This window comes from Micromonospora jinlongensis (genome assembly GCF_013410645.1).
Taxonomy (GTDB): Bacteria; Actinomycetota; Actinomycetes; order Mycobacteriales; family Micromonosporaceae; genus Micromonospora; species Micromonospora zamorensis.
The window spans coordinates 5,294,700-5,314,336 of the sequence record NZ_JACCHK010000001.1; the positions used below are offsets into that span (position 1 = coordinate 5,294,700).

The following is a 19,637-nucleotide window of genomic DNA, read 5'->3' on the forward strand; positions in this document are numbered from 1 at the left end:
TGTGGTGCCGGTAAGAAGGCACCTTGGGGGTTTTTGTCACCCACCACAACTCCATGATCGACCCCCGGACCACTCGCCGCGCCCACTCACTCGGGCCGCCGTGACCCTCCGATTCATCTCATGCCGCGTAGCGCGGTCTGTAGGCGTTCCTGGGCGCGGCGGCGGCGCTCGTTGCTCGCGCCGAGCACGAGCAGCAGGATGCCGACCGGGATGAGCGCGAGCCACGGGCCGAGGCTGAACAGGGCGTGGATCGCGGTGATCGCGGTCACCGACGCGCCGACGATCACCGGCGCCTGCTGCCGGGTGGACGAGCCGAAGATCAGCACCGCGACCGCGCCGAGCAGCAGCAGCATCTGCCGCAGCGTGCTGGACTCGGTGGCCAGCACGATGGCCAGCGTCGGTACGAAGGCGGCGACCAGCGCCGGCCCGTACGCCACCCAGCTGCTCATGTCCGGTCGGTGGCGCAGCTCCAACACCCCGACGAGCAGGGCCAGGGCGGCGAACGGCAGCGTGTACGCCTCGGGCAGCGCCACGTCGGCGACCCGCATCAGGATCCACCACGCGGTGATCTCGCAGACCACCACGGCCCAGAACAGGATGCGGCGTTCCACCGGCCGGCGACCGGGTCGGGTCGCCGCCACCCCGAGGACCGCACCCCAGGCCGCCAGCAGGGCGGCGATGTGTCGGGGCGAGTCGAAAGCGAGGGCCAGGGCGATCAGCGCCGCAGCGTAGCCGCTCCATTCGACAGTGGAGGCCTCGCGCTGCGCCTCGGGGCGGCGCAGCCGGGGCAGGGTCGCGGCGAGCACCTGCAGGACCGCTCCGACGGCGAGCACCCCGAACGCGGACCAGACCGCGGCCAGCCCGGCGACCAGCCCGGCGGTGAGCACGAAGAGTTGCGCCATGAGTGAGGCGAAGAGCCAGCCGAGGATGCGCGCTCGCTGGGTGGTGCCGAAGAACGCCCCGACCGCGCCCACCCCGACGGCGCTGCCGAGGGTGAACAGGGTCAACTGCCGGTCGGCCAGGCTGCCGGCGAGCCCGGCGCTGCCACCGGCCAGACCGATGGCGAACACCAGCACCCGGGCCAGCCGCAGCGAGCGGGCCCGCTCGGCCAGCGGCGGCGGTGGGGTCAGCGCGAGACCGAGCATCGCGATGGTGAAGACGGAGAGCGCGGCGACGGTGCTGGCCGGCCAGCCCCAGCCCAGCGCGGTGGGCGCGATCAGCAGGGTGACGGCTGCTCCGGGCAGCACCACCGGGACGGCCCGGGAACGACGCCCACCGCTGAACCCGGTGGCGGCCAGCGCGGCGGTCGCGGTGAGCAGCAGGGCCGTCAGCACGTGGGTCGGGTTGACCACGTCCGGCGGTGGGGTGAGCAGCTCCGGTGGTGGGCCCTGCCAGATCCTGGTCAGTGTGCGGTGCGGCTCGACCAGGGCGGTGACCAGCGCGGGCGTGATCGAGGCGAGCGCCAGGGCGGTCGGAAGGGCCGCCGCGGCCAACGCGCCGGCGGCCGGGTTGAACCGCCACCTCCGTCGCTCCGGGTCGTCCGGCAGTCGACGGAGTGCGCCGTCGAGCCGTACCGCCCAACGCCGGACCGGCTGGGCGGCGCCGGTGGGCGGCACGGTGGCGGCGCGGATCAGCTCGGCCAGCACGCCGAGCAGGGCGGCGGCGGCCGCGTAGACGCCTGCGGCGAGGCCGGTGGGGATGGCGGCGAGGGCACTGATGCTGGCACCGCCCACCACCGCCGCGCTGACCCAGGGCAGATATTGCGGCACCTCCCGGCGGACCGCGGCCACGGCGGCCAGGCCGAGGCTGGACGCGGCCAGCGCGGCGGTCAGCACCACCTCCGCCGAGTGGTCGAATTCGGCGGCCAGCGCCGCCACCGAGCCGGGAAGGGCCAGCAACGCGGCGCCGATCGCCGCACCGCCGATCTGCGCCAGGTGCGGTGGCATCCCCTCGGTCTCGATGTCGGTCACCTGCGGGCCGGCCAGCACACGGGCCAGCGCGGCCACCACCACGCCGATCAGCGCGATGCTGCCCAGGGCCAGCGCCGTGGTCCAGGGTCGGACCAGGCCGGCTCCGGCGGCGTGCAACGCGACCACCCCGGCGACGGTGGCCCGGGACAGGCCCGCGCGGGCCTCCTCGGTGGCGACCGCGGCGATGCCGTACACGGTGGCGACCATCCCGCCGATCAGGACCGGCGACCACCAGGCCAGGTCGAACGCGGCCGGGGCGCCGATCGTGGCGAGCACCGCCGCCACGCCGGACACGTCCCACCGCCAGGGCGGCGGGAGCAGGATGCCTGCGGCGACGGCCAACAGCGCCAGCGCGACCGGTGCCTGCCAGGTGGAGCCGCCGACCGGCGCGGCGGGCCAGCCGCTCAGGTCGCCCTTCCAGATCGGGCCGGGTGTGGCGAGCACACCGACGCCACCGCGCACCGCGGACCAGCCCGCGAGTACGCCGATGAGGGCACCGCCGACGGCGAGGCCGAGGATCGGCCCGCGTCGCCACTCCTCCGGCATGGTGCGTGCACCCACGGCGACCACCAGGACCAGCGCGGCGGCCGCCGCCAACTGCCCACCCGGGGCGAGCACCGCCCCGATCCGCACCAGGGTGGCGATCAGGGCGGTGGTGACCGCGGCGGCGGCCAGGTCCGAGCCGTCCAGGGTGAGGTCGGCGCGTCGGCCGGCGTCGATCGACGGGGCCAGGAAAAGCAACACCGCCGCGACCAGCAGCAGCGCGCCGACCCAGGCGTCGGCGACTGTCGCACCGGGTGCGCCGAACGCGGCGGCGGTGACCAGCAGCGCGCCCAGCCCGGTGCCGACCGACAGCGGCGCGGGGATGCGGCGCTGGGAGACCTGCACGACGGCGGCGTAGCCGAGGGTCACGCAGACCGCCAGGAAGCTGGCGGCCAGAACCGGGACGGTCACCTCCCGGAGGCTGGCCGGGGTGGGGGTCGGGTCGGTCGGCATGGTGGCGGCCACGAACGCGGCCACGGCCCCGGGTAGCGCGAACGCGGCGCCTCCGGCCGCCCAGGCGGTGACGGTGTCGGAGGCGGCCGAGGCGATCCGGACCCGGGGTGCCAGGGCGACCAGCGTGCCGGCCGCGAACAGGGTGAGGAGGACCGCGGCGGTGAGGGTGGGGCTGGCGAGGCTGGCGCCGGCACCGAACAGGCCCACCACGGCCGCCCCGACGGCGTGTGCCACCGCGGCCCGGTCGGTGCGGGCGGAGAGCCCGATGACGCCGATGCCGATCGAGGTGATCACCATCGGCCAGGGTGCCGCCGCCCAGCCGAGACCGAACGAGGCGGGAACGGCGAGTGCGGTCAGCGCCGCGCCGGCGACCGCGAACTCGCGGCGGATCTCCGGGGGCAGCGCCAGCACCGCCGCGATGGTGAGCAGGAATGCGGCGCCCGCGAGCTGCCAGGTGTTCGGCCCGACCGCGGCGGCCAGCTCGGCCGGGTAGCGGTTGAGGTCGGCGCCCCAGGCGGGCAGCGCCGCCCGGACCGGCGCCACCCCGGCGCGTAGCGCGCCTCCGGCGACCACCACACCGCTGACGGTGAGCGCCACCGCCGAGGCGATCTGTGGACCACGCCGGGCGGTCTCGGGGACGGCGCGCACCGCCAGCCCGGTCACCGTGATGACCACCGCGATCAGCAGCAGCGCCCGGTCGGGCAGCGCCACCGAGGCGATTCGGCTGAGCGCGCCGATCACGGCCAGGGTGACGATGCCGGCCGCGACGTCGGGCAGCGGTGGTCGACGCAGCACCAGCGCGCCGGCCAGCCCGACCGCGGCGGCCAGCAGCAGCACCATCCCGGCGCCGGTCGCGGTCGGCACCGTCTGCGCCCGCAGCAGGGCGGTGACCGCGTACGCCAGGGCGACGGCGACCGCCACCGCGTGCAGCAACCACGTCAGCTCGCGCAGCCCGGGCACCGGGCGCAGCGGCCGGGTGTCGGTGGAACCCGCGCTGGCGTCGATCAGCTCGCCGGCCTCCTCCGGGTCGCCCTCCGGTCGGCTCTCAGCGCTGCGCTGGCGGGGCGCCGACGTGGTGCCCGGCACCGGCAGGTCCTGCCGGACGGGGCGTTCCACTGCCACGCCGGAGCGGGCCAGCCAGAGGTCGACGAGGGCGACCAGCGCCAGCACCAGCGCCCAGCCGCCCGGCCCGGTGATCTGGTCGTACGCCAGCAGCGGCAGCACCGGCTGCGCGGCGAGGACGGTGGCGAAGCGGGGTGCGCGCAGACCCGTCAAACGGGCGTAGCCGAATGCGACGGCTGCCGTGACCGCGAAGATCACTCCGCTGAAGACCGTGGCGGAGCCGCCGCCGGTGCCGATCCGGTCCACCGCCCAGAGGGCGTTGCCGGCGAGCGGCACCAGCAGCAGCCCGACCGCGGCGATGGTCTCGGCGGTCGAGGTGAGCCCGCGCCGGGCCAGTGCCGGCGGAGCGAGCAGCATCAGGACGGTGGCCAGGAGCAGGATGCCGAGCCGCGCCACCGCGTCCATCGAGCTGGTCGCCACCGCGGCGAAGACCACCGCGGCCACCCCGAGCAGCAGCGCGCCCAGCCCGAGGGGGATGTTCTGCACCTCGCGCGACGAGGCCTCCGGCGGGTGCTCCGGGTCGTCCGCGTCCAGCCACCTCGCCCGGGGCGGGGGCGGCGGCGGGTCCTCCGGGGCGGGCGGGGTGTTCTGCCGGGGCACCCGGGGCGGCGCTCCGTTGGTGGCGGTCGGTGGCCGCCGGCCGGGACGGCGGCGCAGCACCCGACGTGGCCGGGTGGCCTGCTTGAGTCGCTCCTCGCCGGCATGGGCGAGGATGTCGCGCTGGAAGAGCGCGGCCTGCATCTTGGCGGCGATCTGCCGTTGCTCGCGGGCGATGGCGGCGTCGCGCGCCTTCATCTCCGCGATCGAACGCTCGATGTCCGCCAGGTGTTCGACCCACTGCGGCTGATCAGCCCCACAGTGCGGGCATCGGACGGCCGGCTTGATCTCCCGACCGCACGAGGAGCATTGAAAGGTCGCCACGACACCCCTCCACCCGCACTGTGGACATCCACTGTCGCAGCATGCCCAAAGCTGGCGCGGATTTCGACTCTTGTCGGCGGGTCCGGGGCAAACAACGACACCGGCCGGCCACCGAATGCTCGGTGGCCGGCCGGTTGAGGTCGTGCGGTCAGGGGCGGCCCATGCCCCGGTACTCCCAGCCGGCCTGGGTCCACAGTGCCGAATCGAGACAGTTTCGGCCGTCGACCACCTTGCGGCCGTTGACCAGTTCGCCAAGGGCTACCGGGTCGGCGTTGCGGAAGTCGGCCCACTCGGTGAGGACGCAGACCAGGTCGGCGCCGGCGACGGCCTCGTTGATGCCGGCCTCGTAGGTCAGCTCGGGGACCGCCCGGCGGGCGTTCTCGGTGCCCTGCGGGTCGTACACGTGCACTTCCGCGCCGGCCTTGTGCAGCAGCGCGGCGACGGCGAGCGCCGGGGCGTCCCGGACGTCGTCGGTGTTGGGCTTGAACGTGGCACCGAGCACGGCGATCCGGGTGCCGGAGAAGTCCGGGCCGGCCGGCCCGGAGCGGCGGCCGAGCAGGTCGGCGGCGAGGTTGAGCACCCGGGTACGGCGGCGGAGGTTGATCAGGTCGACCTCGTGCAGGAAGCGCAGCGCCTCGCCAGCGCCCAATTCCTGGGCACGGGCCTGGAAGGCGCGGATGTCCTTGGGCAGGCAGGCGCCGCCGAAGCCGAGGCCGGCCTGGAGGAACCGGTTGCCGATCCGTGGGTCGTACCCGATCGCGCGGGCCAGTTGGGTGACGTCGCCACCGGACGCCTCGCAGACCTCGGCCATCGCGTTGATGAAGGAGATCTTGGTGGCCAGGAAGGCGTTCGCGGCGACCTTGACCAGCTCGGCGGTGGCGAAGTCGGTGACCACCAGGGGCACCTCGCGGTCCTCCGTGGCGGCCAGGTCGAACACGCCCTTGTGCGCGGCGTAGAGCATGCCGTTGGCCCACTCGCTCTTCACACCGACGACGATGCGGTTGGGGCGCAGGACGTCGTCGACGGCGAAGCCCTCCTGGAGGAACTCGGGGCTCCACGCCACCTCGACGTCAAGGTCGCCGGGGGTGTGCTTGCCGACGAGCTGCTCCACCCAGTCCGCGGTGCCGACCGGCACGGTGGACTTGCCGACGATCAGTGCCTTGCGGGTCAGGTGCTGCGCGAGGCTGGTGACCGACGCCTCGACGTACGACAGGTCGGCGCCCATCCCGTCGGCCCGCTGTGGGGTGCCGACGCAGATGAAGTGCACGTCACCGAACTCGGCGGTCTCGGCGATGTCGGTGCTGAACCGGAGGCGTCCGGCGGCGAGGTTGCGCCGCAGCAGCTCGTCCAGGCCGGGTTCGTGGATGGGCACCTGACCGGCGTTCAACATCGCGATCTTGTCCGCGTCGACGTCGAAACCGAGCACGTCGTAGCCCAGCTCGGCGTAGCAGATGGCGTACGTCGCACCGAGGTAGCCAGTCCCCAGGAACGTCACCCGCGGCCGAGCAGCGCCCGAGGGCGGTGTCACCGCGGCGATGGCGGGGGTCGGCTGGATGGTGGGATAGGGGATCGTCACGCCTGTTTCTCCGCTCGCACTGGCGGCGCGTCGTCGCGTCGCATTCTGCTGCGGCGCCTGGGCGGGGCACCGGAGGGGTGGCTCAACTGTCTGTCCTCCATCATCACCCAGCGGCGTGGGTGCACCCGCATGCCCATACCTACGCGCCGGTAACATCACCTGAACTGCAGTCGCTAGTCTTCAGTCTGCGCGGTCGGCGGTCAGGAGTCGTCACAGACTGCGCATGATAGCGGTGAAGGGGAGGGGCCGACATGGCCGCAGGCGAGTCGTTCGACGTCTACCGGTTGCCCGAGGAGCACGTGGCGATCCGGGACGCGGTCCGGGAGGTCTGCACGGCGAAGGTGGCGCCGCACGCCGCCGAGGCCGACGAGACCGGAGAGTTCCCCAAGGCGTCCTACGACGCGCTGAGGGGGGCTGACTTCCACGCACCGCACATTCCCGAGGAGTACGGCGGCGCGGGCGCTGACGCGCTGGCCACCGCCATCGTGATCGAGGAGGTCGCCCGGGCGTGCGCGTCCTCCTCGCTGATCCCGGCGGTGAACAAACTTGGCACGATGCCACTGTTGTTGTCCGGTTCCGAGGAGCTCAAGCGCCGCTACCTGACGCCGGTGGCGGCGGGTGAGGCCATGTTCTCGTACTGCCTCTCCGAGCCGGAGGCGGGCAGCGACGCGGTGTCGATGACCACCCGGGCGGTACGTGACGGGGATCACTGGGTGCTCAACGGGGTGAAGCGCTGGATCACGAACGCCGGCGTGTCGGAGTTCTACACCGTCTTCGCCGTCACCGACCCGTCCGCGCGGTCCCGGGGCATCTCGGCCTTCGTGGTCGAGAAGTCCGATGCCGGGGTGAGCTTCGGCGCGCCGGAGAAGAAGCTCGGCATCAAGGGCTCGCCGACCCGTGAGGTCTACCTCGACAACGTGCGGATCCCCGCCGACCGGATCATCGGCGCGGAGGGCACCGGCTTCGCGACCGCCATGAAGACCCTGGACCACACCCGGGTCACCATCGCCGCGCAGGCCGTCGGGATCGCGCAGGGCGCGCTCGACTACGCCAAGGGGTACGTGGCCGAGCGCCGGCAGTTCGGCAAGGCCGTCGCCGAGTTCCAGGGCATTCAGTTCATGCTCGCCGACATGGGCATGAAGCTGGAGGCGGCCCGGCAGCTCACGTACGCGGCGGCCGGCAAGTCGGAGCGTGGCGACGCGGATCTGACCTACTTCGGCGCGGCAGCCAAGTGCTTCGCCTCGGACGCCGCCATGGAGATCACCACCGACGCGGTGCAACTGCTCGGCGGCTACGGCTACACGCGGGACTACCCGGTCGAGCGGATGATGCGCGACGCCAAGATCACCCAGATCTACGAGGGCACCAACCAGGTGCAGCGCATCGTCATGGCACGGCAGCTGCTCAACGGTCTCGTCTAGGTTCTTCTCCCGCCTGGTTCCTGACGTGACATGACGAAGGCCGGCACCGCCGAGGCGGTGCCGGCCTTCGTCATGTGGCGACTACGTGAGCCAGGGCAGTCTCCGGACCAGAGGAGTGCTGGCCCACCAGCGGCCGAGGCCGAAGGTGGCGCCCGCTCCGGCGGCGGCGATCCCGATGAGCAGGACGGCCAGGATGAGGTGGTCGTCGATGACCGGGTTGGTCGTGGGAGGCAGCACGACGGTGTACATCATGATGAGCATCAGCGCACCGGCTCCGGCGGCGATTCGCATCCCGATGCCCAGCAGCAGGGCGACGCCGATGGCGGCCAGGCCCACCATGAAGGCGATGTCGGCGAACGCGGTGCCGGCGAGGTTGTGGTAGAAGCCGGCGAAGGGCCCTTCCGCTCCAGCGAGGAAGCCCTTCGTGGGGTGGCCGCCGTCGACCCAGCCCTTGCCGTCCGGGGTCGCGTAGCCCAGGCCGAACAGCTTGTCGACGAATGCCCACAGGAAGGTGAAGCCCATCCCGATCCGGGCGGCGAACCAGGCGTACCTGGCCACTGTCCGGGCGGTGGCACCGCCACCGGTGGCCGGCGTGCCGGTGGTGCCTGCCGCCGGCTCGGTCCCCGACGCGCTGCGGGGAGTCCTGTCGAGACGCGGGGGGACGATGGCGTTCATGGCATCCTCCATCTTTGCTGCCAGCCTTGGTCGGCCGGCGCTCAACTACAGTTCACGGCAACCGGCGCGGCGCCAGTAGGACCACACGGCATCGATGCGACGGGACCAAATCCCTGTCCGGTGGGACCTCTGTCCTGCTCCCACGAGCGACACGTGACACCCGGGCGGCTCGGGGACCTGCGGTCAGGCGAGGTCGATCGTCTCGTCGACGCCGCGGCGAGGGGCGGAAGGCCCACCTGGTTGCCCGTACCCGATCCGCATGACCATCTGAGGCGCGCCGTACCTGCCGAGGGCGAGTCGCAGCTGTTCGCGGGCTCGGGGCACCTCGATGGGCTGGGACAGCATGGAGACGGCGAGGCGGCTGTCGGTGGCGGTGAGGAGCACGCGTTGCAGCGCCTGGCCGGCGGTGATCTGGTCGGTGGCGCTGTCGCCCTGGACACCGAGTACAGCGACGAGTGGTTCAGGTTCGAAGTCCCGGCCGGGGGCGCGGGTGCGTACCCCGAAGGCCCGTTGGGGAAGGAGGTCCTGCGGTTCGGGGACCGGCCCGCCCGCCTCGACCGGGATACCGTCACCGGCGGGCGAGGTACGGATCCACCGCGTCAGCTCAGCCCGGTAGGCACAGTCGCGTTCCAGCACCCGGTTGGCGCTGCGGGCGATCTCGGCGACCGTCTGGACCGCGCCCGCTCCAATGACCATCTCCAGCCATGCCCCCTCGGCCCGGGCGGCCTCGATCAGACGCCACCGGGCGTCCGCCGCTACCGGGTTCGGCCAGAACGGCCTGCGGTTGCTGTGCCGTCGGGAGATGGCGGAATACAGGTCCTGCTCGGCCGGAGTGGCGGGCCGTGGACGCGCCGGGACCAGCAGGGCCACGGTATCCAGATCATGTGGATGCGGACGGAGCCGGACCTCCGCCGGAGTGCCCGCGACGGCGAGCGCCAGGCGAAGGTTGAACACGGCGGCGCCACAACTGAGCCGTGCCGCCCAGCGGTTGGGATCACTGACCTGCGGCAGCCGGTCCGGATCGATCCGCACCTCGATGCCACCGTCGGAGAGCCGGAAACGCCAGGGCTGACTGTTGTGCAGCGACGGCGCCCGAATCGCTGCGGCCACGGCGGAGCGAAGCCCGGCAGGAGTGAACGTGGTGCTGATCATCGCGGCACATCCTTCACGGCACAGAGATGCAGGTCAGCTCGGTCCGGCCCAGCTCTCACCATTGCCGTGGCCGGGCTGGACCGGCAGGGCCGGACGTCCCGAGGCGTCAGGCCCCCGGTCCCTGCCCGTCCGCGGGTGACGGGACCTTCGGCCCTGTGTCCACCGGAGCCGCACCTGTAGAAAGGGGGGATGATCCGTGTGTTCCTCCTCGACGACCACGAGGTCGTCCGCCGTGGTCTGACCGACCTGCTGCACGCCGCCGGCGACATCGAAGTGGTGGGTGAGTCAGGGTCGGCACGGGAGGCCACGGCGCGCATCCCGGCACTGCGGCCGGACGTGGCGATCCTCGACGCACGGTTGCCCGACGGCAGTGGAATCGACGTGTGCCGGGACGTTCGCACCGTCGACTCGTCGATCCGGGGTCTGATCCTCACCTCGTACGAAGACGACGAGGCGCTGTTCGCGGCGATCATGGCGGGAGCCGACGGATATGTGCTCAAGCAGATCCGCGGCACCGACCTCGTCGACGGGGTCCGCCGGGTGGCGGCCGGCCAGTCGTTGCTCGACCCGGCGGTGACCCAGCGGGTGCTGGAGCGCATCCGCAACGGCGTCGAGCAGCCGCGCGAGCTGGAGATGTTGACCGAGCAGGAGCGCCGGATCCTCGGGTACGTCGCCGAGGGGCTGACCAACCGGGAAATCGCCGGAAAGATGTTCCTCGCGGAGAAGACCGTCAAGAACTACGTGTCGAGCCTGCTGGCGAAGCTGGGGCTGGAACGGCGTACGCAGGCTGCGGTGTTGGCCACCCGGCTCCTCCGCCCGCACCCCTGACGGTCAGTCGCCGAGCGGGACGCTCCAGCACAGGCGCGTGCCGCGAGGTTGCGCGGGTTCCACAGCGAATTCACCACCCAGGCCGGCGGCACGCTCGCGCAGGTTGACCAGGCCACCGCGGGCGGCGTCGGGGCTCGTGCCGACCCCGTCGTCGTCGACAATGAGGGTGAGTCTTGGCCCGCTGACCTGGACCAGCACCTTGACCTGGCTCGCGTGCGCGTGTCGGATCGTGTTGGACAACGCTTCCCGGAGCACCGCGAGCAGGTCCGGGCGTACGGCGTCCGGCACGGCACTGTCGATCGGTCCGGAGATCTCGAGTGCCGGCCGGAACCTGAGTGAACTGGCGGCGGCGTCCACGGCGTCGCGGATCTCGGTCCGCAGGGCCGCGCTCATCGGGGTCCGTAGTTCGAAGATGGCACGCCGGATGTCCCGGATCGTGGAGTCGAGCTCGTCGACTGCGGCGTTGATCCGCTGGCTGACCTCGGGCCGGGCGATCAGCGGCGCGCTGCTCTGCAACTGCAGCCCGGTGGCGAACAGCCGCTGGATCACCACGTCGTGCAGGTCACGGGCGATCCGCTCACGGTCCTCCAGGACGACGAGGAGTTCCCGTTCCTCCTGAGCGCGGGCGCGCTCCATGGCGAGCGCCGCCTGCGCGGCAAAGCTGGCCAGCAGTGGCACGTCGTCGTCGCTCTGCCGCACCTGACCGGCCGGGTACGCCACGACCAGGACGCCGTGCAGGGTCTCGCCCGCCGACAGCGGGGACACGACGGCCGGGCCGTCGGTGACCGGTGCGAGCCAGGGTGCCGCCTTGGCCAGACTCTCGACGACCGTGTGTCGTCGGTCCGTCACCGAGGCGGCGAAGGTGGTCTCGGCGGCCGGCAGCACCGTGCCGACCAGCGGGGGAGCCGCGCCGTCGATCGAGTCGACGACCTCGATGGTGAACTGGCCGGCCTCCTCGTCGTAGAGCAGGACCAGCACCAGTTCGGCGTCCGCGACCTCGCGGGCGTGGCGGGCGACGAGGCCCAGCGCGTCGGTGCGGCGGACCTCGCCCAGCAGCACACTGGTGATGTCGGCGGTGGCGGCCAGCCAACGCTCACGACGGTTGGCGACGGCGTACAGCCGGGCGTTCTCGATCGCGACGCCGGCAGCGGCCGCCAACGCGACGGCGATCTCTTCGTCGTCCTCGGTGAACTCGGCGGCTCCCCGCTTCTCCGCGAGGTAGAGGTTGCCGAAGACCTGATCCCGGATCCGGATCGGAGCGCCGAGGAAACTGTGCATCGGAGGATGGTTCGGTGGAAAACCATATGACTGGGGATGCTTCGTGATGTCCGGCATCCGCACCGGCCGCGGGTCGGCGATCAGCAGGCCGAGCACACCCCGACCGTGCGGCAGGTCGCCGATCCGGGCATGCAGATCGGCGTCGATGCCGTGCGTGATGAACTCCGTCAGGAGCCGGTCCGGGCCGATCACACCGAGCGCGCCGTAGCGGGCGTCGAGCAGCTCACACGCGGCCTCGACGATGCGGTGCAACGTGGTGCGCAGATCGAGGTCGGAGCCGATCGCCACCACCGCGTCGAGCAGAGCACGCAGCCGCTCACGACTGGTGACGACCTCGCCGACCCGTACGAGCATCTCCTGCAGCAACTCGTCCAGACGCACCCGCGACAGCGGACTCAACCCCAGCAGAGGGACGTCGCGCTGGTCGTCCTCGGACCTGTGGCGCCCGTCGTCAGCAACGTGCGAGGCATCCATCCCCTGATGCTACGGGCAGCCAACGGACGCGGTGTACCGCCGGTCAGGTGACCGGGCAACAGCCACCCGTGGTCCGGTGTGCCGGACAACCGACGGGTTCGTTCACCGGTCGGGGGCTGTCTCGGTGACGGGTCGCAGCGGGCCGCCCCGCAGCGCGTACGCCAGCAGGCCCGTCACCGCCAGCACTGTGGCGCAGACGGTGGCGGCGGTGGTGCCGGCGGGCTGGATGAGCCAACTGGCGACCTGCGTCCGCACGTCCCCGCTGGGGCCCATGACGGGCAGGACCGCGACGAGGGTCCAGATCAGCGGGGCGATCCACGACAGTGCGGCGCCGACCAGGGCGGTGCCGAGGGCGGTCAGCCCGAGCAGGCCGGCGGTGTTGCGCAGCACGAGGGCGAGTGGCTCGTAACGCGCGTCGGTGAGCGTGCTGAGTGACAGCAGGGCGGTGATCGCGGCACCGGCGAGGAGCAGGTGACCGGCACGTCGAAGCGGCCAGTTGACCGACGCGGTGTGGTCGAGGGCGTCGTCCGCGCCGTTGAGGGTGGCGCCGAACGCGGCCACCGCCAACATGATGGTGAGGCTCGCGGTCCGGGCGTTGATGGTGGTCGAGTCCGTGTATACCAGCGACAACACCCAGGCCAGCGTGATCAGCGCCGTCGCGCTGCCGAGCGCGAGGGGGACGCGGCGCGACCGCAGGTGCAGCCGCAGCCATCTCATGGCTTCTCCGCCAGGATCGCCAGGAGGCCGTCGCTGCGACAGTCCATTGCCGCCGTGCGGGCCGCCGCCATCCGATCTCGCTGCTCGGCCTGCGGCAAGCTCACCAGCGCCTGGTAGGCGCTCTGCACCCGCTCGATGTCCGCCGGTTCCCACCAGCGCTGCGGGGTTGGCGGCTGGCCGCTCAGCCAGGCTGTGGCGACAGTTCGGGCCAGGAATTCCTCGTCGGGCTCCGCCTGGTCACCGCAGTCCTGCCGCCAGGCGGCCTCGAGCAGCGACGGCAGAAAGTAGCCGTCGGACAGGTCGGCGCGGCCGGCGGGGTCGATCTCGGGCGCGTCGAAGACGATCGTGTCGTCGGCGTGCCGGGTCGGTGTCGTGCTCACGCCCACCCCTCCCCAGTAGGCGATCTGTCGGGACTGCACCGCCCGGACGGGTGCGTTGGGCAGCTTCGCCGCCATCATTCCGAGTGCCTGGCGGGCGGTGCCGACGACGTCGGGCAGCAACACGGCGTGCGCCCGTGTCACGCAGACCTGCGGGCCGTCGTCGTCGCAGACCAGCTCGATGGCGACCGGGTCGACGACCGCCGCTCCGCGGGTGCCGCCGACGGGCAGGAGCGGTACGGCGACCGCGCCGCCGAGCACCGCCGGAAGCACGGCGAACGCGATGGCGCGGCGGCGGACCGCGCCGAGCAGCAGCAGCCCGGTCGCGGCGAGGGACACCAGCCACAGCGTCTGGAGCAGACTGACCCGGGTCGCGATCGTCTGGAAGTCGTCCAGGCCGTTGAAGGTCGGTACGAGCAGCAGCGCCGACGGCTCCGGCCGGACCCTGGTGAAACTCGCGTCGGTGTGGGCCATCGTGACGAGATCCGGGACCAACCCCACCAGGACGAAGCCGACCACGGCGAGGATGGGTGCGGTGACCACCCGGGGCACGGCGCGGCCGGCGGCCATGCCGAGCCAACCAGCGGCGACCAGCGCCGGGATGCCCACCGCGGCGACGACGATCGCACTGGCCGGGAAGTATCCCGCCGTCGGGACCACCCATCCGGCCGCGATGAGGAACACCAGGACGTACGCGGTCGCCACCGCGACGGCCAGCGCGCTGGCGGCCGGGACGACGCGCTGCCAGCGCGGCCGGACGGTGCTGGCGAACAACTCGTTGACCCGGTAACGCGCGTCACGCTGGCCCAGCCACGCTCCGCCGGCCAGCGCGAATGGCACTGCCACCATGAGCATCGACCGCGAGAAGATCGCCAGTTGCATCCACCGCCCGACGAAGAACTGGGTGGACGTGAGCAGCAGCACCGCGCCGGTCACCAACGGCAGCAGGCCGATGCTCAGCGCAGCCGAACGGCGCAGCTCGATGCGGAGGATTCGCCCGGTCATGCCGACACCCGGCCACGGTGGGCGCGCAGCAGCGACGAGTAACCGCGTTCGGTGGCGCTGTCACCGGCGTCGTCGGTGCCGCCCTGCCGGGCCAGTTCGTCGGCGCTGCCCTGCCACACCAGCCGACCCTCGCTGACCAGCACCACGTCGGTGCAGGCCACCGCGACGTCCTCGACCAGGTGGGTGGAGACGAGTACGCAGCTGTCCAGACCGATGTCGCGCAACAGCTCGCGGAAGTCGAGGCGCTGCTCGGGGTCCAGGCCGACCGTCGGCTCGTCGAGCAGCAGCACCTCCGGGTCGTTGACGATCGCCTGGGCGATGCCGGCGCGGCGCAGCATCCCGCCGGACAGCGTCTTCATCCGGGAGTCGGCGCGGTCGGCCAGGCCGACCCGTTCGATGGCCCGCTGCACCGCGGCGGGGATGACCGTCTTCGGCATCTCCTTGAGCCAGGCCAGATACTCGACGAACTCCCGGACCGTGAAGCGCGGGTAGAAACCGAAGTGCTGCGGCAGGTAGCCCAGGCCACGTCGTACCCGGCGCAGGTCCGCGCTGGCGGTGACGTCCTCGCCGAGCAGGGTCAGTCGCCCGGCGGACGGCTTGACCACCGTGGCCAGCGCGCGCATCAACGTCGTCTTGCCGGCGCCGTTGGGGCCGAGCAGCCCGTGCACACCGGTGCCCAACGTCAGGTCCAGCTCGTTGACCGCCAGGTGTCGGCCGGCCCGGACCTGCAACTTCTCGGCGTGCACCGCCCACGGGTGGGTTGACGGCCTGGTCTCCGCCACGCTGACCGTACGCATCATGAGGTCTCCATTCGGTCCCGGCTCGGTGTCGTCATCGGAAGGTCCTGCTGAGTTCCCGCGGCCGTCGTCGGGCCCGTACGAGCAGCACGGCCGTCAACACCACGGTGGTGACCGCCCACCCGGGCAGGCTGTTGCCCGTGAGGACGGTCGGGAGCTGCCCGCCGGCCAGGCTCGGCGCCACCACGCCCGCGGACCAGGTGACCGCAAGCGCGACCGCGGCCCGGTCGACGCCCACCACCGTGCCCAGCGCCAACGTCCCGGCGGTGAAGCCCAGCGCCGGCAGCAACCAGAGGCCGACGGAGTGCCCGGTGCCCCAGCCAGCCACGGCCAGCACCGGTACGACCGCGATCAGCACCCCCAACGTGCGGCGCATCAGCAGCGGCAGGCCGGTGCGCGCAGTGGTGGCCGTCAGCTCCCAGGCCGGGTCGAGTCGCCGGCTCCAGACGGCGGCAACCGGCACCAGCGGCGCGACCGGCGCGATCAGCAGCACCAGTGACGGCAGGCTGGCGAAGGTCTTCTCGAACAGCACCGCGGCCAGCATCAGCCCGGCGGCGGTGGCCAGCCAGGGCAGGACCCGTGCGGCGATCCCGGTACGCGGCAGCCGCCGACGACGCACCGGGCCGGGGCCGGCGGTGATCCCGGCGGCGAGCTCGTCGGCCACCCGGTCCAGCAGGTTTCGGGTGCCCGGGTCGACAGCACCGGTCAGCACCGCTCGGCACTCGGCGCAGACCTCCAGGTGTGCCTCCACCGCCCAGACGGTCGCGTCGTCGACGCCGACGCCGCCCGACGCGTACCGGGAGATGAGAGCGGGTGTGGGATGAGTGGTCATGACAGCGCCTCCCGGAGTGCGATGCGGGCTCGTCGCGCGCGGGTCTTCACGGTCCCCTCCGGCATGCCGAGCAGCAGCGACGTCTCCCGGGCGGTCAACCCGTCGAGGACCATCGCGCGGAGCACCTGGCGTAGCTCCGGGGGTAGCGCGTGCAGGGCCCGTTCGAGGTTGGCGTCCATCCCGCCGGCCAGTGCCTCGTCCTCGGCGGCCGGGGCCACGGTCTCGAAGGTCTGCACCGACGGGATGCGCTCACGTCGAGCCCGGTGGCGGAACGCGTCGATCAGCCGGTGTGCGGCGATCGTCCACAGCCAGCCGACGGCGCTGCCGGAGGTGGAGGAGGACTGCGCCTGACTGCCGGCCGAGCGCCAGACCGCCAGGTACGTCTCCTGCAGCACCTCGGCCACCATGTCCTCGTCGGCGCAGCGCCGGCGCAGTCGGGTGGTCAGCCAGGGGGCGGTACGCCGGTACAGCGCGTCGAACGCGCGCCGGTCACCCCGGCCGACGCGGCGGAGCAGCTCGCCCTCGTCGAATCCGTCCAGACTTCGTCTCACGTCAGGCAAGACGACGCGTACCCCCGCTCCGGTTCTGTCCCGGCTGTGGCCGTCGTCACATTTCGGCCGTGTCCGTGCCCGACCGGCGCGGCGTGACACCCCACACACCGGGAACGTCGTTCGCCTGCGGGGCGTTGGCGAGCGAGAGAATCACCTTCGGGTGATCGCCGCACCCGGCCACCCCCACCACGACCCCTGCCTCGTCACTTCCTCGCCTCCATGGGCGGGCACCCCGCACCGCGCCCGCCGAGATCTGTGGACGCGGTGACGCCCCAGCACCGCACGTGACGACGCATCCGCTTCCGCAGAGAGACCGAGATGATGAAGCAGTTGGTGGACAAGACCGGCCCCGGCACCCAGGTGGGAGACCCCACCGAGGAGGTCCTGCCCGGTGACCTGATGACCAATCGTCAACGGGCACAACTCGTCCTCGTGCTCGGTGCGTTGATCGCGATCGGGCCGTTGACCATCGACATGTACCTGCCCGCGCTGCCCGCCATCACCACCGGGTTGCAGACCACCGAGACCGCGGTGCAGTTGACCCTGACCGGCACGCTGGTCGGCCTGGCGTTGGGCCAGTTGCTGATCGGGCCGCTCTCCGATGTGGTCGGACGACGCGTACCGCTGCTGGCCGGGCTGGTCGCGCACATCGTGGCCTCCGTGCTGTGCGTCTTCGCGCCCAACATCGCCGTGCTCGGCGCGCTGCGCGTACTCCAGGGTCTTGGCGTGGCGGCCGCCACCGTGGTCGCCACGGCCGTCGTCCGCGACCTGTTCAGCGGAGCCTCCTTCGCCCGGATCTTCTCCCGGCTGATGCTGGTCATGGGTCTGGCGCCCATCCTCGCGCCGACCCTGGGCAGCGGCCTGCTGAGCTGGACCGACTGGCGGGGCGTCTTCGCGGCGCTGGCGGTGCTGGGCGCGTTGCTGATCGTCGTGGCCGCGCTGAAGCTCCCGGAGACCCTTCCGGTGGCGCGTCGGCGACACGGAGGGATCGGCGCCACCATGCGCGACTACCGGGGGCTGCTCAACGACCGGGCGTTCGTCGGCCTGGTGCTGGTCGCCGGGCTGGCGATGGCGGCCCTGTTCGCGTACGTCTCCGGGTCGTCGTTCGTTCTCCAGCGGGAGTACGGCCTCGACGAGCAGGAGTTCGGCCTGGCCTTCGGGGCCGGCGCGGTGGGCCTGATCGCGGCCACCCAGTTCAACGTCCGGCTGCTGCGCCGCTTCACCCCGCAGCAGATCCTGGTCAGCGCCCTGATCGCCGGCACAGCGGCGGGGCTGCTGCTGGTGATGTTCGCCGCGACCGGCTTCGGTGGTCTGGGCACCCTGCTCGCGTCGCTGTGGCTCGTCCTCGCCGCCACCGGCCTGGCCATGCCGAACGCCCCGGCGCTGGCCATGAGCCGGCACAGCGAGGCAGCGGGCACCGCCGCTGCGCTGCTCGGCGCCGTGCAGTTCGGCATCGGTGCGTTGTCGGCGCCACTGGCGGGCCTGTTCGGCACCGGGAGCGTGCCGATGGCGATCGTCATCGCGGGCGGCATGGCCGCCTCGCTGCTGGTCATGCTTTTCGTCGTGCCCCGCGCCAGCCTGGGCACTGTCGACCCGGACCTCGCGGTCGCGCTGCACTAGGGCGTGTTTCGGCAGACAGCGGGCGGGCCGGTCACCCGGCCCGCCCGACGATTTCAGCGGATCTCGGTGGTGTCCTCGGGGCGCGACTGACCGCGCGGCGGGGCGGACCAGGGCGACTCGCCGCCCACCCGGCGCGGCAGCGGCTCGGTCGGTGTCGAATAGGCCGGGTAACCGAGAGTGAGGGGCGCGGTGTCGCGCTCAGCGGGCGTGGGGGACGGCCAGTCGGTCAGTGTGAAGTCGTCGTTGCGGGGGCCTCCGTCGGCCACGGGGGTCGGCGTCGCGGTCGGCTCGGTCGCCGCGCGTGGCCACTGCCGCCACCGCTGCCCGCTGAAGGTCGCCATCAGCAGCAGCAGACCGATCACGAAAAGCGTGCCGTTCTCCACCGGCAGCCGCAGCGGCAACGGATCGCCGAGCATCTTCCACTCGTGCGGGATCGCGTCCCGCACCGCGAAGGGCGCCACGAACATCCCGACGTACGGCGTGACCAGCAGCAACCCGGCCACCAGCGGGCCCAGCGGCGAGAAGCGCAGCGTGCCGATCAGGCCCAGCAGGACTCCGCCGACGGCGAGGTACACGGCCGGCTCGATCAGGTTCGCGGTGTTGAACGTGCCGGTCTCCACCCAGCGGTCGACTGTCCGGCTCGACCCGTCCTGCCCGAGTGTGACCAGCACCCAGGTGATGGGCGCCACCACCAGCCCGGCGAGGAAGCTCCAGAGATGTCGCATCCGCGCACCGTACCGTTTTCGACATGACTGAGCACCTCTCCGCCGCTCCGATCGGCAAGCCGACGTCGTACTCGCGCGTCACGCTGAGCAAGATCATGACTGCCGTGGACGTGAACCTGTACGGCACCGTGCACGGTGGGGTTCTGATGAAGTTCGTCGACGACGTGGCGGGTGCCGCCGCGGCCCGGCACAGCGGCGGAACGGCGGTCACCGCGGCGATCGACGAGATCGTCTTCTCCGAGGCGGTCCGGGTCGGCGACCTCGTGCACGCCCACGCCCAGGTGAACTGGACCGGCCAGACCTCGATGGAGGTGGGCGTACGGGTGGTCGCCGAACGGTGGGACTCGGCCGAGGACGCGGCGGTTCGGGTGGCCACCGCGTACCTGGTGTTCGTCGGTGTGGACGTGGGCGGGGCTCCGCGGATGGTCCGCCCGGTGCTGCCGGAGACGGCGGAGGACGAGCGTCGGTACAAGGAGGCGGAGATCCGCCGGGCCCACCGCCTCGCCCGCCGTCGCGCCATCCAGGCACACCGCGCGGGCTGACCCACATGAGGTGGGTGGGTGCAGTGTGGGGTGGGCACGCGTCGGTGGGCGCACCCGG

At 72.4% G+C, this 19,637-nt stretch carries 15 protein-coding genes; 4 read left to right on the forward strand and 11 right to left on the reverse strand.

Going from position 1 to position 19,637, the window contains the following annotated elements:
* Nucleotides 1-113: 113 nt before the first annotated feature.
* Complete coding sequence (locus HNR22_RS23845; RefSeq protein ID WP_179782208.1) at nucleotides 114-5,009, reverse strand: SCO7613 C-terminal domain-containing membrane protein; 4,896 nt, start codon at nucleotides 5,007-5,009, stop codon at nucleotides 114-116.
* A gap of 148 nt (nucleotides 5,010-5,157) precedes the next feature.
* Nucleotides 5,158-6,585, reverse strand: coding sequence for a nucleotide sugar dehydrogenase (locus HNR22_RS23850; RefSeq protein ID WP_179782209.1), 1,428 nt, complete (start codon nucleotides 6,583-6,585; stop codon nucleotides 5,158-5,160).
* Nucleotides 6,586-6,836: 251 nt separating this feature from the next.
* Between HNR22_RS23850 and HNR22_RS23855 the strand changes: the two genes are divergently transcribed.
* The gene (locus HNR22_RS23855) at nucleotides 6,837-8,006 is read left to right on the forward strand and encodes an acyl-CoA dehydrogenase family protein (protein WP_179782210.1); all 1,170 of its coding nucleotides are present in this window, start codon (nucleotides 6,837-6,839) and stop codon (nucleotides 8,004-8,006) included.
* A gap of 81 nt (nucleotides 8,007-8,087) precedes the next feature.
* Here HNR22_RS23855 and HNR22_RS23860 read toward each other — a convergent pair whose 3' ends face one another.
* Complete coding sequence (locus HNR22_RS23860; RefSeq protein ID WP_179782211.1) at nucleotides 8,088-8,681, reverse strand: DoxX family membrane protein; 594 nt, start codon at nucleotides 8,679-8,681, stop codon at nucleotides 8,088-8,090.
* Between the two features lie 183 nt (nucleotides 8,682-8,864).
* Nucleotides 8,865-9,833, reverse strand: coding sequence for an Acg family FMN-binding oxidoreductase (locus HNR22_RS23865; protein ID WP_218906655.1), 969 nt, complete (start codon nucleotides 9,831-9,833; stop codon nucleotides 8,865-8,867).
* A gap of 189 nt (nucleotides 9,834-10,022) precedes the next feature.
* Between HNR22_RS23865 and HNR22_RS23870 the strand changes: the two genes are divergently transcribed.
* Nucleotides 10,023-10,661 (forward strand): response regulator, encoded by a 639-nt coding sequence (locus tag HNR22_RS23870; RefSeq protein WP_088946276.1) that lies wholly within the window; start codon nucleotides 10,023-10,025, stop codon nucleotides 10,659-10,661.
* 3 nt (nucleotides 10,662-10,664) lie between these two features.
* Here the strand turns inward: HNR22_RS23870 and HNR22_RS23875 are convergent, their stop codons facing one another.
* The 6 genes from HNR22_RS23875 to HNR22_RS23900 all read right to left on the reverse strand — a co-directional run bounded on the left by HNR22_RS23875 (nucleotide 10,665) and on the right by HNR22_RS23900 (nucleotide 16,692).
* Complete coding sequence (locus HNR22_RS23875; protein ID WP_246382674.1) at nucleotides 10,665-12,293, reverse strand: GAF domain-containing sensor histidine kinase; 1,629 nt, start codon at nucleotides 12,291-12,293, stop codon at nucleotides 10,665-10,667.
* A gap of 222 nt (nucleotides 12,294-12,515) precedes the next feature.
* Complete coding sequence (locus tag HNR22_RS23880; RefSeq protein ID WP_179782213.1) at nucleotides 12,516-13,130, reverse strand: hypothetical protein; 615 nt, start codon at nucleotides 13,128-13,130, stop codon at nucleotides 12,516-12,518.
* Nucleotides 13,127-14,512, reverse strand: a complete 1,386-nt coding sequence (locus HNR22_RS23885) for a hypothetical protein (RefSeq protein WP_179782214.1) — start codon at nucleotides 14,510-14,512, stop codon at nucleotides 13,127-13,129. The genes HNR22_RS23880 and HNR22_RS23885 overlap by 4 nt, the downstream gene beginning before the upstream one ends.
* Complete coding sequence (locus tag HNR22_RS23890; protein ID WP_179783700.1) at nucleotides 14,509-15,309, reverse strand: ABC transporter ATP-binding protein; 801 nt, start codon at nucleotides 15,307-15,309, stop codon at nucleotides 14,509-14,511. Before HNR22_RS23890 ends, HNR22_RS23885 begins: the two co-directional genes overlap by 4 nt.
* A 34-nt stretch (nucleotides 15,310-15,343) precedes the next feature.
* Entirely contained in the window at nucleotides 15,344-16,141 is a 798-nt protein-coding gene (locus HNR22_RS23895; RefSeq protein WP_179782215.1) for a cupin domain-containing protein, read from the reverse strand.
* On the reverse strand, nucleotides 16,138-16,692 hold the full coding sequence (locus HNR22_RS23900; protein ID WP_343059940.1) for an RNA polymerase sigma factor: 555 nt from the start codon (nucleotides 16,690-16,692) through the stop codon (nucleotides 16,138-16,140). The genes HNR22_RS23895 and HNR22_RS23900 overlap by 4 nt, the downstream gene beginning before the upstream one ends.
* Before the next feature lie 321 nt (nucleotides 16,693-17,013).
* Between HNR22_RS23900 and HNR22_RS23905 the strand changes: the two genes are divergently transcribed.
* Nucleotides 17,014-18,312, forward strand: coding sequence for a multidrug effflux MFS transporter (locus HNR22_RS23905; protein WP_425488113.1), 1,299 nt, complete (start codon nucleotides 17,014-17,016; stop codon nucleotides 18,310-18,312).
* A 53-nt stretch (nucleotides 18,313-18,365) separates the two neighbouring features.
* On the opposite strand, the gene HNR22_RS23910 is transcribed toward HNR22_RS23905, so the two are convergent.
* Entirely contained in the window at nucleotides 18,366-19,037 is a 672-nt protein-coding gene (locus tag HNR22_RS23910; protein WP_179782216.1) for a hypothetical protein, read from the reverse strand.
* 23 nt (nucleotides 19,038-19,060) lie between these two features.
* Between HNR22_RS23910 and HNR22_RS23915 the strand changes: the two genes are divergently transcribed.
* Nucleotides 19,061-19,579, forward strand: coding sequence for an acyl-CoA thioesterase (locus HNR22_RS23915; protein ID WP_179782217.1), 519 nt, complete (start codon nucleotides 19,061-19,063; stop codon nucleotides 19,577-19,579).
* The last annotated feature ends 58 nt before the right edge of the window (nucleotides 19,580-19,637 follow it).